Genomic DNA, 13,657 nt, shown 5'->3' with positions numbered 1-13,657 from the left:
AGCCGCTCTTTACTCCCACTTTGGAGAAGATGGGAGTATTAGAGCGGGTAGTCATCGGATAAATCCTTAAAAAAAGACTGTAATTCAATTTATGTTAACTGAATTACAGTCTTTCCTATGTTCTTTCTAATCCTCTTTATTTTCAACCATCATTTTTGATTTATTATAAGCCTCAGATAGTTGTTGTGTAGGTGAACTATATGGTTTCTCCCAACCACGCTTTACAGCTAGTTCTGTAAGTGCAGAGTGTCCTCCAACTATTTGATTCAAGCTTCCAGCATATACTGCTCTTAATTCTGGAGTAGTGCTAGTCATTGTAGCGTTTAGATATGCATCTGCTGCTGCTTTTCCTGAAGCAAGCATGTTACTTGCTATAACCTCATCACTAATATCTGTATTGTTTTTTATCATATTACTTAACATAGACACCATACTATTGTACCTCCCCAGCTACTGCATTTTCATTGATAAATTGTTGTATTCCTTTTATTCTACCTTCTACTGCTAAAACACCAGATTCAGCTTGTTTTTTCAATTCTTCATCAGTTATTATAGCTTCCATTGCCTTAGATACCGCTAAACCGTCTTTTTCCATTTTCAATAATCCTGTTAAGGATAATACCTCTGCTTCAGAAAGTTTTCTCATATTCTTGCCTCCAAATAAATAAAATTTAAATTTCTACTCTATTTTATGTATTCACAGGTTTATTACACATGTAAATTTTAACCAAAACATTATAAAAGCCCTATGGAGTACCATAAGGCTTTTGATATTATGAAAATTTGAACTTATTTATTTCATTTTCCAACTTCTTAGCAAGTTCTTTCATTTCGCTAGCAGAATGAGTAAACTCGTTCATTGCTGCATTAATCTCTTCTGCTGAAGCTGAAACTTCCTCAGTACTTGCTGAATTTTCCTCTGAAACTGCAGATATATTTTGTATTCTATCTACAATCTCATCCTTGTTCTTATTAGTATCATTTACAGATAGTTGAACTTCTTTAATCTCATTCATTAGTTTCTTTATTGAATTGAGAATCTTATTAAAAATACCATTAGTTTGATTTACTGCGTGGGTTTGTTCATTAACTACAGTTCTTGTACTATGCATGGATTTAACGGCTGATTCTGATTTTGACTTTACTTCTTCTATTAAATCTTGAATCTGCTTTGTAGCCTGTGTAGCCTGCTCTGCAAGTTTTCTTATTTCTTCTGCGACTACAGAAAAGCTTCTTCCTGATTCACCAGCTCTAGCCGCTTCAATTGCCGCATTTAGTGCCAATAAATTTGTTTGTTCAGCTATACTATTTATAGCATCAGTAATTAATCCTATTTCAGCAGTAGATTTATTCATATTTTCAATTACATTTGTTACTTCGCCAGTTGAAGTATTAGCTTCCTCAGTCTTAGAGGTTAGTACAGACATTACTTTTAATCCATCTCCACTTAACTTATTCGTGTCATTGGATATACTATTCATTTCAGCAGCTAAGTTTCTTATATTTTCAATTTTTTGTGCTAAGCTATTCACAGCCTCTACACCTTCACCTATATCCTGTGCTTGTGATGTAGTTCCTAATGCTACTTGATCGATAGTTAAAGAAACATCATTTATTGCTTTTGATACTTCACTGGACATAGTGTTTATAGACTCTGAAGTTTGTGTTATTGTATCTGCAGAACTCTTAACATTTTTCACTAAGCCATTTATGTTATCTATCATAAAATTAAAACTATTCCCCAAGTCTTCAAATTCATCATTAGAATCTATATTCACTTTTACTGATAGATCTCCCTCGGAAGCCTTTTGGAATATATCTTTCAATTTAAATAGATGCTTTGTAATAGACCTGCTAACTACTATGGAAATAAGTGCTGCTAATCACCTATGATTAATATAACAATTACTGTAAGATTTCTTATTACATCTGTATCATATAATAGCTCCTTTTCGTCTAGAGAGCTCATTAGTTTCCATCCTGTTAAAATATTAGTATCATAGCTAGCAAATTTATTTTGACCATTATATATATACCTGGTAAATCCATTTTGATTTGTTTTAATATCACCCCAAAAGGTCTGTTTAGTAGCAATATCTGTACCTATAATGGATTTATCTGGGTGAGCTATCATCATACCATTTGCAGCAGTTATATAAGCATATCCATTTTGTCCTATTTTTATATCTGACAGCTGTTTTGTTAAAGATGCTAACGATACATCCATAGCTATAACTCCAGTAACTTGTCCATCATATTTTACAACCTTGGATATTGATATAACATAATCCCCTGTTGCAGTATCTTTATAGGGATCAGAAAATACTACCTTGTCTGGATTCTGAACTGCCTTTTGATACCAAGATCTTGAGGTTGGATCAAAATCATCTGGTAACTTTTGTTCCGGATATAAAACCATTTTTTTAGTACGTTGTCCAAAATATACTGCCAACAAATCACTATTACTGTTTTTTACATCTCTTAGTATACCTAATGCAAATTGTTCAAATTCCGGATGTACCTCTAATTGCTGAAAATCTCCATTTGTTGATAACATTTGGATAGTAGCTTCCATACCCTTAAAGTAATTATTTATGGATTTATTTACCAATAAGAGATTTTGCTTGGCGGTAACCTTCAACTTGTCTGATAATATATTGTAAGCCTTTTTATAAGATATAAATCCTAATATCATGACTGGTATGATACAAATCAATACAAAAATCACAAGCAGCCTCGTCTTTATACTCTTCCTACTCTTATGTTTTTAACTGTTTCTTTTCATAAATTGATGACACTCCTCTACATTTTTCGACTAACTATTATTCTATCAGATGCTACATCAAAATTAAATATTAGTTAATTAAATTCTACATAGAAATTTTTTAAACTATAACATGAACATTGAATATAATCCTCTTTTCTGATATTCTAGGTATACATTCTTTAAAAAGTACAATAACTATATATAACAATACAATTGTAAGAATTAGAATTTCCTTTGTCCTCACTGCAAACTGATATTTGAAGGCTACGTCATAATAATGAATGGAGATGAGAAAATGGCCTATACTGTAGTAGATTTGTTAGACAAAGCTATTAATATAGCTAAAAAAAGAAAAAAATTATATAGTACAGCTCTTATTGACACATCTAAGAACTCTTCGCTTTATATACTTCTAAATGTTCTTATAAAAAATGTTGATAAAACTGTAGAATATCTAGAAAACTTAAAATTAGAAGCAAATAATGTAATTTGTGAGGAAATAGCTTTTGATGTATATGACAAAATATCATTTTTAATAAATGAATTTAATCAAAAACTCTTTATTCCTGAAACTTTAAATATTAAAACCCTTTTAGAATCTTCCCTAGATATTGAGAAAAATGTTTTGGCACTTTACATAGACATACAAGGAAGATTGGTAAAAAAAAGAGAGGATACTGAAACTAATGCCTATAGAATTCTTTCTAAAGTAATTATTCAGAAAGAAAATAAAATAAAAGATATTCAAGAATTTATTAAAAGCTATTCAATGTTAATTTGATGGGTATAATATTAAAAGCTCTGTTAAAAACAGAGCTAAATTAGAACTACCATACCTATACGGAGTTATTTTTCCTTTTTCTTAATTATAAAATATCTTACTTAAATATGAATAACCTATGTCAAAGTCACTTAGCCATCACTGCAAGGTGCACCTATACCTTAGTATTTCAATTGGTTTTACTCCTTCTATAATTAATTTTATAACATTGGACTTTATTTGATCATATTTTCTAAAAATATTTTCTGCATCCTCAATATCATGATAAACCTTCCAATAACCTATAATTTCACATTGTTTATTTGGATAATCAACAAACATAGTTACATCGTATACAGGATACCCTAAAAAAATTCCTATTTCATGAGGACAACTGTTTTCAAACCTTTTTGCTAAGAGCAATAAACACTCTTCCAATTTCATTTTTGTGCTATATCCAAATCTTTTTAAAAACTCAATATTTTTTTCTTCTCTAAGAATTCTTCTTAAACTTTCAGCATTGTAAAATAGTACAATAGTACTTCTTTCACTTTTCTTTAACTCCATAAATTTAACATTAAGCTTATCCTTTAATTCATCCTTAAATTCTTCCCAAGTATCTTGTAAATTACGATTGTTATTGCTAAAAATAAGTAAGGAGGATGGTTTTTGTTTTGCTAAGGTAGGCGCAGCACCACAAGCTATTATTGAAAATAAATAATCAATATTATTATAACTATTTAGAATATATATATAATTATTTAACTCGTTTTTTGTCATATTACCTCCTCCATTATTCCAATTAACTTTATTGCTTCAGGTCTTATTTCATATTTTGTACTTCTTTTCATAACTGCTATACATTATCCATGCAACTATAGAGAAGAATATCGGTCCTGCTACACTCCAAATTGTTGTTTTTAAATCTCCTCCTATAGCTGGTTCGATTATAGAAAATAAATTAGCAAACCCTACTGTTAATAATACTATCCAAGTCCAAAAATTAGCACTACCTTGACTTTTAAACATTTCAAAAGGCTTTTTGATTTCTCTTTTCTTCTTGAATGCTGGAAAAGCACCAGCTATAAACAAGTAAGGCAGAGTCATAGCTACATTTGTCATGGCCACAAGTATATCAAAGAATTTAGACATAGAGTTTCCACCAAAGGATACAAGTGCAATCATGAAACAAACTATAGCAGCTTGAACCCACATAGCATTTAATGGCATACCATCCTTAATTTCTCCCATTTTTCCAGGCCATAGCTTAGCTGGAGTGCCTTCTATTACCTGCTTTAAAGGGGCAAACATTAGTGTAAAGAATGCACCAGATAATGCCAAAAACATTGAAATTCCAACAAATCTAGCGATGCCATGAGCCATAGCTGTAGCAGTAGCTTCAGTTACTCCAAAAGCAACACCAAGTGAATATCCTAAATTAGCCATAACCACGTAACTTGCATTTCCTAAATTAACATCTTTAATACTCATTACACTTGCCCAATTAGTAAATATACCAACAAGTAGTATTCCGGCTGAATATCCAATTGATATTACAGCTGCCGCTATAAGTATTCCTTTAGGAAATGTTTTTTCTGCATTTTCGGTTTGATCAACAAGGCCACCAACAACTTCTATTCCACCATAAGCAAATAATGCATAAACTATAAAGGCTAATGAAACAATTGTATTACCAACAAATTTAGGATTTGGTGATTGTGTGAAGGATTTTAAGCCTTCAATTGGTTCAGCTAATTGTCCTCCATTTCCTATAAGTACCAAAATAGCACCAATCCAAACAATTATATTTAATGCTGCAACTGCAGAGCCACCTAAAGAAGTTACTCTCTTAATTTTATCTAAACCTTTAGTTGATACGTATGTTACAAGTATTATCCATAATATCCCCAATATCCCTAGAGCTTTTGGTCCTGAAAAGCCGAGTAGAACCCAATTTTTTGTTGTATCTTTTCCAAAAATAGCATTTGATACTGGAACCCATATACCAGATGCAACATTAACCATCCAAATTACATAGGAAGCATACCACATGAATGTTCCCATAAAAGCAAACTTAGCTCCTATTGACTTTTCCATCCAGGAATAAATTCCACCCTTTTCTTCTTTAAAAGCAGCCCCAAACTCGGCCATCATTAATGCAAATGGAACGAAGAATGTTATTCCAGACAGTATATACCATGGAATTGCTGCATATCCCATTTTGTAGAATGATCTTGGGATATTGTTAAATCCATAAACCGAAGTAAAAATCATTAGTATTAACGGTACTAATGTTAATTTCTTAGAAGTACTTGCATTAGATGACATCTTCATTCCTCCCTAATTTATATAGTTTTTTAGATATATTTCATCTATGTTTATAGAATTTACAAAGCTAAAAAATACTATACATTTTATAATGTTGCTGATGCTATGCAAATTAGTATAAAAAAATAAAAACCACTTTAAAAAGTGGTTTTTATTTTTTATCCGATGACTACCCGCTCTAATACTCCCATCTTCTTCAAAGTGTACGTTGCGAGCGGCTGCGTCCCTGGATTCGTTCAACTAAGAATCAGGTGGAGTTTGAAACTCCATCTGATTCAAGTTTTCACTTCATATAGATTTTCAAGTTTTATAGTATAAAATCTAGTTCATGTTTATGAAGGATTTTGTTTAAATTCATTTTTAATCCTTAAAAATTGTTCCATATCATTTAGAAATTGAAAAAGCATTGCTCTATTTTCAAACTCTTCTCTTGTTACCGGAAGAGACATTCTTCTAAAATTTTCTCTCAGCTCATTTATATCCTTAATTAACTGTTCACAAGTGTTTTCTTCATACAGTGAATGAGCAACCTGTTCTGTAAAGTCAGCTATCATTATTGTTTGTTCATAAGTCATAAAAAATTTCTTAAAATGTTCCTTCATTCTTTTAATTGTATCGAATTGTTGAATTCTCATTTCCATGTATTGTACATAATAACTAGCATCCAAAAGAAAATAATTATTTAAGTTTTGATATGCGTTATTTCTAGCAGTATATAATCTATCTTTAAGATTATTAAATAATTCTTGCTCACCTATAGAATTATAATTTTCTTTAAGTGCTTTTGCCATTTGAACAAGGATTTCTTTCATTTTTTCTTCAATATAAGCTTGATCTTTTTTAATTTGACCCTCTATACTTGGCATGTAGAGATTTAACACCAATGCAACGGAAACCCCTATAAGCATAAGTAACAGTTCGTTCCAAACCCAAAACATACTAGTAGACTTCTCTACTAGTAAATGTGTTGTAAGTACTGAACTTACTACTATCCCTTGTTCTAGTTTAAACCTTACCAGAACCGGAATAAAAATCAATAAAAAAATTCCAAAGGTTACAGCATAATAGCCTATTATTTTAAAAAGAATAGATGCAATAAGCAAGGCTATAAGAAAAGAAGCTATTCGTTGAATAGCTATTTTAGCAGATTGTTTTTTTGTATTTTGAATACTTAAAATAGTGATAATTCCTGCAGATACAGCATATTGTAATCCTAGCTGTTTTGCGATGATCATGGCTATTGAAGCACCGATTCCTGTCTTTAACGTTCTATATCCAATAAATTTCATAAAAACTTTTTTCCTCCATAATAAAATCAGCTTTTCAATAATTTATTCTTAATTCCGTCCCCTATTTCCTTTACTGTAGGCAATATAGATTTAAATTCTTCAGGTATGTTTTTCGTTAACATATATTCTGTATCTTCTCCTAATCCAACTGAACCCTTAAAAGCATATTGAACAATTAATTTATCTTCATCTTTACATAATATAATACCTACAGCTGAACTATCTTCCTTTTTCTTCAATGAATCATCTATTAGAGAAAGATAAAAACTAAGTTTTCCTAAATATTCTGGTTTAAATTTTCCTATCTTTAAGTCTACGGCTACATAGCATCTCAACTTTAGATTATAAAAAAGCAGGTCTATATAGTAATCTCCCCCTGCTACAGGCAAGTGATACTTGCTTCCAACAAAAGCAAAACCTTTGTCCAACTCAATAAAGAATTTAATTATATGGTCAATTAGCTGTTTTTCTAAATTTCTTTCAATTAACTTTTCAGAAAAGTTCAATAAATCTAATATATATGGATCTTTTAGTATTTCAATTGATAATTCAGAACGAGCTGCAGAGGATATATCCTTAAAACTTATGCTGCCATTTTCATCAAAATCATTTTCATTCACATAATCTTCAACTACCTCTTCTGTCATATCTTGAAGCTCTCTATCTTTAATTTTGATTATATTATTATGTAAAGCAGCGCCTTCAGTAAACATATCCTCTTCAATTCCATACTCTAATGCAATCTTATTAAGCAGTACGTTCTTTGACCAACCATTTTCAATAATTTTATTTATATAAGATATTGTCTTATTTAAATCAGTAATTTTATCCATTAAAATCAGATTATGTGACCAACTAATTTGTGCTGCCACCTCTTCAATAAATTTCTTATCCTTATATTCTTCAGCAAACTTACACATATATCTTATGTTCTTTTCGTCAAGTCCCCTCATCTCTGGGAATGCCGCTTTTAAATCATTCGATAAACTATTTATAATATTTTTTTCCCAGCTCTGATCTTTCTTCTTATCTAAAATAAAATTTCCTATCTCCCAATAGAATATGAGTAATTCTTTATTTACTGATATTACAGCATTTTGTTGTGAACTAACTATTTTATTTTTTAGTTTATTTAAAAAAAGTACATATTCTTTATCTGTTTCCTTTAACACACAAGTCACCTCATAACTTTTAATAGCCTAAAATTTGAAAAAACATTATATGACATATCTTACCCCATTATCAAGCTATAGGCAAGTGTATTATAGCAAACCATTTACGACCTTTTAATAATAACTATACAACCTACTATTTATCCGATGACTACCCGCTCTAATTACTCCCATCTGATTCAAGTTTCACTTCATTTTTTTATTTTCGAAAATATACAATTTCCCATTTTGCGGCTTTATAAAGTAGTTCCCCCTAAATCCTTTTCTTATCAATATTTTTTGTATTTCATATAATGTACCTGCATGACTTACAATAAGAATGTTTTTATCTTTTTCTTTTAATATAATGTCTATGATTTCATTGATTCTTTTTATGGTGATTCGTCTTCCTTCTGGCTGAGACATATGATTTCTAATCCAAGCAATTCTATTAAACATTACCCAGATGGTATATGGTACTCTGATATTATTATTTATCCATGCTGCTGAAGGTATTTCTATAAGTTTATCTGTTATAATAATTTCTCCATCATAAACAGTCTTAGCTGTGGTCACTGCTCTGCTTAAGCTGCTACAAAAACATTTATCCCATTCTTTATCAATAACAACTTCATTAGGTATTACTTCTGATCTGTCGTATTCAAACATATACTGATTATATTCCTTTGAGGTCATAAATCTATTTTTCTTTAAATCTACCTTAAAATGCCTTATAAGACCTATTTTCATATTCATTCTCCATTCTATATATTAAAATACTGTCTTTAAACAAAACCTTATTACTAATCTATAGAATTTGTATGAAAAAAAATTTTATTCATGCTTAAAGGAATAGTTTAGAAGAAAACATACCTATAGATTTGCACCTTTTAACACAGCAGCTTTAAAATCTTCTATTCCTATTCTATCTATAAAAAACCCTAATTTTTCTCCTGCTTCTGCATTTTCTTTATAATAATCAAAGATACTATCTACTACATTTGAGGCCTGAGACTCTGTTAGGTCAAGTGCTATTATATCAGCTAACCTAGGATTATATCCTGCGGAACCTCCTGCTACTACTCTTATGCCTGTAACATCTGCTATGACACCTACATCCTTACTGTACACGCTGCCACATGCATTTCTACAGCCTGCTACCCCTATTTTAGTTCTGCAAGGCATATCCGCCCACTTATATTTGTTCGCAAGTTTCATACCTATTCCTATAGTATTATGTTTTGATCTTTTACAATATCCCGCAGGACACATCTCCACATTTTTAACAGAGTTTTGCTTTTTTACTGCTGGCTCCATTCCTAGTTCCGCCCAAATAGCAATTAAATCACTTTCCTCTAAGTTTGTTATCATAATTCTTTGTCCAGAAGTTATTTTTAAAACTCCATTATATTTCTTTGTTACCTTAGCTATTCTTTCAAGGGTTTCTGGAAGAATAAATCCACCGGGTATATATGGAGTTATCGCAAATTTTCTCTTTCCATTTCTTACTTTTTGTAAATTACCATAATTATTATCCATAACTTTTCTCTCCTAAATATAAACTTTACTGTGTAAAGTAATCTTGTATTTATTATACCATGTTTATACTAAAAAACACCGTAATGAATGTTACCAATTATACTAAAGAATACAGCACTTAACAGTATACTTCATTTACCGTAATAATAATGGAAAACTCTCACTTTCAATAACCTGAAAGTGAGAGTTTTTATACTAAAGAAATAATACGTATTTAAACATAAGCCAGTAATGACAAAAACTTCCTATAAGTACAAATATGTGAAAAATTTCGTGGAACCCAAAATACTTGGAGGTGATTTTAGGCCACTTTGTTGCATATATAACTCCACCAACAGTGTAAGCCACTCCACCTGCAAATAACCAAGCCATTCCTCCAGCAGGTAGTACTTTAGCAAGAGGATAAATAGCTATAATCACCAACCATCCCATACCAATATAAAATGCTGTAGATAGCCATCTAGGAGCATTAAACCAGAAATTTTTCACCAAAATACCTACAACTGTAAGCCCCCATATAGTTCCAAAGATACTCCAACCCCAAGGACCTCTTAATGCAATTAAACAAATTGGTGTATAACTTCCTGCAATTAGAACATATATCATAGAATGATCTATTCTTCTTAATACTCTAATAGCTTTTTCAGAAATAGTAACTAAATGATATACTGAACTAGCAGTATAGAGTAATATTAAACTTGCTCCAAAAACAGCAAAAGTTACAATTCGCCATGGATCATTTTGAAGTATGGAATAAACCAGTAAAATAATTAAACCAACAATTGAGGCAAATACCCCAAATAAATGAGTTAACCCGCTAACAGGTTCTCTAAGTTTTCCAATCATTAACAACCACCCTTTCAACGAATTATATAAGTATCTCATCACGTAGTTTTAAAAACCACGTGTCGTTATATTTCAATATTAAACTTATTTCAAATATATTTCAAATACTCTAATTAGCTAATTTTATTAATTATCATCGTTTTTTATAACATTAAGATGCTTTACAAGACTTTTTCTTATGCTTTCATTAAAATAACTTTCAAAAAATACTTTACCCTAAAAATTAAAAAATATCTACTAGAGAAGTTGTCCTCTCTACAGATATTTTTTAATGTTAGGATATTGACTTATTGATCTTCCTCTGTATCTAATTCTACAATTACAAACCTATCAAAATCTATTTCCTCTATAAAATTATTCTGGTTAAAAGTTGTTTTACTTCTTTTATTATATTCCTCTAAATTTGCAGGCAACCAATAAGGTTTTGAAATGTCAAGTCTATTGCATAATTCCGTTATACATGCCTTTAGGTTTTCCTGATAGCCTCCTGGAATATCAGATGTAGCAACTTCATCTTTTATAATTTTATTATTTTTCATTACTTTAGCCCATATCTTTAACATAAATTCCTCCTAGATTTTTATTATTATAAGTTTACCATAAACATTCCTTTTAATTCAAAGTAATTTTCTGTCTTAAATCTTTCTTAATTTCACCCAAAATCACTTACAATTACTCACCAACACTTACATACACTTGACATTTTACTTATAAATAATTAATATATAAATATAGATTAAGACATAAAATTGAGGTGAATAAAATTGTATCAAGAGGAGCGACTTCAACTTATTCTAGACTATTTACAGGCAAATTCAAGAATAAGTGTAGAAGATATATGTAATCTTTATAAGGTTTCCAGAGATACTGCTCGTAGAGATCTAGTAATCTTAGAAAAGCAAAAAGCTATTGTAAGAACTCATGGAGGAGCTATACTCCCTACACCAAACAAGGAACTACTAAATTATTCTGAAAGACTTCTTTATGATGTAGAAGAAAAACACAAAATAGCCAAACTTAGTGCTTCTCTAGTGAAAGAAAGAGATACTATTATCTTAGATACATCAACAACCGTTCAAGCTTTTGTAGAATTACTAGAGAACAAACAGTGTAATGTAATTACTAACTCTATAAACGTAGCGGATATACTTTCTAAGAAAAACAATATTAAGGTATTCTTACTTGGTGGCAAGTTAAACAATTTCCATAGATTCTTGTACGGAAGTGCTACTATCAACATGTTATCAGACTACTTTGCAGATAAATGTTTTATAAGTGCCTTCGGAGTATCAGAAAAAGGTATAACTACTACTGACGATGAGGACGCTGCAGTTATGAAAAAAATAATTGAGCAATCAAAGCAAACCATATTATTAGCTGATCATAGTAAATTTAACAATAACGGAAATTATAAGGTATGCGACCTTCGCCAAATAAATCTTATAATTACTGATAAACAACCAGATGAACCATTTATGAAAATACTAAATAAAAACAATATAAGCTTATTAATAGCAGAATAATAATTGAGAGGTGTTTATTAAATGAAACTTTTTGCTACAGATTTGGATGGAACCTTATTAAATTCAAAACATGAAATTAGTAAAGAAAATATAAATGCTCTAAAAATAGCTCAAGAAAACGGTGTGGAAATAGTCATAGCAACAGGAAGAACTTATGCGGATGCAAAAGCTATATGTAGACAAGCAAATATTTGTGCACACATAATTTCAAATAACGGTTCTTTAGCTCATTCTAAGAATGGTGAAAAATTAAAGGTTGATACTATAGATAAAAAATACGTTACTGAAACATTAGGCTGGTTTAATGATAACAGGTATTTTTATGAAGTAAGTACAGCTAAAAATATATTTTTACCTTCTAATACAAAAGAGATTTTAGAAAATGATTTCTATAAGGCAAAAACCAAAAATCTTTCCCTAAGTAAATATACTGTTGACGAGATAGTAAGCTTACTATTCTCACAGGAAGGTGTTATACTTGTAGATGATATTAATGATATTGTAAATGCGGATTTAGATTATTGCAGCATTAGTGCTATTTCCTTTGATGAAGACAAGCTATCAAAAGGAAGAGAACTATTTGGTAATCACGAAAGCTTATCCTTAGTTGTATCACACGAACTTAATTTTGAGCTAGTTAACACAAATGCTTCTAAAGGTAATTCCCTTGAACACCTAGCCAATCACCTAAATATCCCCCTAAAAGATGTTGCAGCTATAGGAGATAACTATAACGATGTATCTATGTTTAAGAGAGCTGGAATAAGTATTGCTATGGGTAATGCCAAGGAGGATATTAAGAAAATCTGCAGTTATGTATCCAGTTCAAATGATCTACACGGTGTGGCACATGCCATATATAAATTTATGAATAATCTTAAAGTTGAATCCTCTACAGCTTAACAGATATCTAAAAGAATATCATTACTAAGTTGAAATAAGAAGTAGACTAACAAAAATCATTACTTTTGTTAGTCTACTTCATAAAAAATCACTGTATCTTTACCGGCTTGAACCACTGTATCTGTATTATAGTTTATTGACTTAAGTCTGTCTGGATTGGTTATTAGAACAGGCGTAACCAATGAATAGCCTTTTTCTTCAATAAATTCTCTATCAACTTTTATAATGGGCTCTCCAGCCTTCACCTTAGTTCCTTCTTCCACTAATCTTTTAAAACCTGCGCCATTAAGTTCTACCGTATCAATACCTATATGAACAAGAAGCTCTATTTCATTTTCTAAAATCATAGCAAAAGCATGATTCGTCTCAAATATTAAGACTATAACTCCATCTGCAGGAGCCACTACTATATTATCTGTTGAATTAATAGCTACTCCATCTCCAGCTATTTTTTCTGCAAATATCTGATCTTGTACTTCAGCTAAATCTAGAACCTTTCCTGAAATAGGAGAAAGTATTGATTCCCCTTTCTTTAAAAGGTCTATCATTAT

At 30.6% G+C, this 13,657-nt stretch carries 16 protein-coding genes; 3 read left to right on the top strand and 13 right to left on the bottom strand.

Annotated elements, in window-relative coordinates; genetic code table 11:
- Positions 1–126: 126 nt before the first annotated feature.
- From CLMAG_RS09525 to CLMAG_RS33595, 4 genes are all read right to left on the bottom strand, one after another.
- Positions 127–432 (bottom strand): spore coat protein, encoded by a 306-nt coding sequence (locus tag CLMAG_RS09525; protein WP_066621479.1) that lies wholly within the window; start codon positions 430–432, stop codon positions 127–129.
- Between the two features lies 1 nt (position 433).
- Entirely contained in the window at positions 434–646 is a 213-nt protein-coding gene (locus CLMAG_RS09520) for a hypothetical protein (protein WP_066621477.1), read from the bottom strand.
- 127 nt (positions 647–773) lie between these two features.
- Entirely contained in the window at positions 774–1,826 is a 1,053-nt protein-coding gene (locus CLMAG_RS33600) for a methyl-accepting chemotaxis protein (protein WP_242872986.1), read from the bottom strand.
- A 53-nt stretch (positions 1,827–1,879) separates the two neighbouring features.
- Entirely contained in the window at positions 1,880–2,728 is an 849-nt protein-coding gene (locus CLMAG_RS33595; protein WP_242872985.1) for a cache domain-containing protein, read from the bottom strand.
- A 334-nt stretch (positions 2,729–3,062) separates the two neighbouring features.
- Between CLMAG_RS33595 and CLMAG_RS09510 the strand changes: the two genes are divergently transcribed.
- On the top strand, positions 3,063–3,548 hold the full coding sequence (locus CLMAG_RS09510) for a hypothetical protein (RefSeq protein ID WP_066621474.1): 486 nt from the start codon (positions 3,063–3,065) through the stop codon (positions 3,546–3,548).
- A 138-nt stretch (positions 3,549–3,686) separates the two neighbouring features.
- On the opposite strand, the gene CLMAG_RS09505 is transcribed toward CLMAG_RS09510, so the two are convergent.
- From CLMAG_RS09505 to CLMAG_RS09470, 8 genes are all read right to left on the bottom strand, one after another.
- A complete protein-coding gene (locus CLMAG_RS09505; RefSeq protein ID WP_066621472.1) occupies positions 3,687–4,307 on the bottom strand; it encodes a DUF3793 family protein in 621 nt (206 codons plus the stop codon).
- 48 nt (positions 4,308–4,355) lie between these two features.
- On the bottom strand, positions 4,356–5,855 hold the full coding sequence (yjeM, locus tag CLMAG_RS09500; protein ID WP_066621469.1) for a glutamate/gamma-aminobutyrate family transporter YjeM: 1,500 nt from the start codon (positions 5,853–5,855) through the stop codon (positions 4,356–4,358).
- Between the two features lie 332 nt (positions 5,856–6,187).
- The gene (locus CLMAG_RS09495; RefSeq protein WP_066621467.1) at positions 6,188–7,144 is read right to left on the bottom strand and encodes an aromatic acid exporter family protein; all 957 of its coding nucleotides are present in this window, start codon (positions 7,142–7,144) and stop codon (positions 6,188–6,190) included.
- A 26-nt stretch (positions 7,145–7,170) separates the two neighbouring features.
- On the bottom strand, positions 7,171–8,316 hold the full coding sequence (locus tag CLMAG_RS09490; RefSeq protein ID WP_066621465.1) for a PDDEXK nuclease domain-containing protein: 1,146 nt from the start codon (positions 8,314–8,316) through the stop codon (positions 7,171–7,173).
- Positions 8,317–8,502: 186 nt separating this feature from the next.
- A complete protein-coding gene (locus tag CLMAG_RS09485) occupies positions 8,503–9,045 on the bottom strand; it encodes a phosphoglycerate mutase family protein (protein ID WP_066621463.1) in 543 nt (180 codons plus the stop codon).
- A 123-nt stretch (positions 9,046–9,168) separates the two neighbouring features.
- Positions 9,169–9,834 carry a nitrite/sulfite reductase domain-containing protein gene (locus CLMAG_RS09480; protein ID WP_066621461.1) on the bottom strand — a complete coding sequence of 222 codons (666 nt, stop codon included), beginning with the start codon at positions 9,832–9,834 and terminating at the stop codon, positions 9,169–9,171.
- 195 nt (positions 9,835–10,029) lie between these two features.
- Positions 10,030–10,680, bottom strand: a complete 651-nt coding sequence (trhA, locus tag CLMAG_RS09475; RefSeq protein WP_066621459.1) for a PAQR family membrane homeostasis protein TrhA — start codon at positions 10,678–10,680, stop codon at positions 10,030–10,032.
- A 287-nt stretch (positions 10,681–10,967) separates the two neighbouring features.
- Positions 10,968–11,243 (bottom strand): hypothetical protein, encoded by a 276-nt coding sequence (locus CLMAG_RS09470; RefSeq protein ID WP_066621458.1) that lies wholly within the window; start codon positions 11,241–11,243, stop codon positions 10,968–10,970.
- Positions 11,244–11,444: 201 nt separating this feature from the next.
- On the opposite strand from CLMAG_RS09470, the gene CLMAG_RS09465 reads away from it, so the two are divergent.
- Positions 11,445–12,203 carry a DeoR/GlpR family DNA-binding transcription regulator gene (locus CLMAG_RS09465; RefSeq protein ID WP_066621457.1) on the top strand — a complete coding sequence of 253 codons (759 nt, stop codon included), beginning with the start codon at positions 11,445–11,447 and terminating at the stop codon, positions 12,201–12,203.
- A gap of 21 nt (positions 12,204–12,224) precedes the next feature.
- Complete coding sequence (locus CLMAG_RS09460; protein WP_066621456.1) at positions 12,225–13,106, top strand: Cof-type HAD-IIB family hydrolase; 882 nt, start codon at positions 12,225–12,227, stop codon at positions 13,104–13,106.
- Between the two features lie 68 nt (positions 13,107–13,174).
- On the opposite strand, the gene CLMAG_RS09455 is transcribed toward CLMAG_RS09460, so the two are convergent.
- Positions 13,175–13,654 carry a PTS sugar transporter subunit IIA gene (locus CLMAG_RS09455; RefSeq protein ID WP_066621454.1) on the bottom strand — a complete coding sequence of 160 codons (480 nt, stop codon included), beginning with the start codon at positions 13,652–13,654 and terminating at the stop codon, positions 13,175–13,177.
- Between the last annotated feature and the right edge of the window lie 3 nt (positions 13,655–13,657).

The sequence above is a fragment of the Clostridium magnum DSM 2767 genome, assembly GCF_001623875.1.
Classification (GTDB): Bacteria; Bacillota; Clostridia; order Clostridiales; family Clostridiaceae; genus Clostridium_AM; species Clostridium_AM magnum.
Note: the sequence above shows the minus strand (reverse complement) of the source record. Positions and strands in the feature narration are given on the sequence as shown.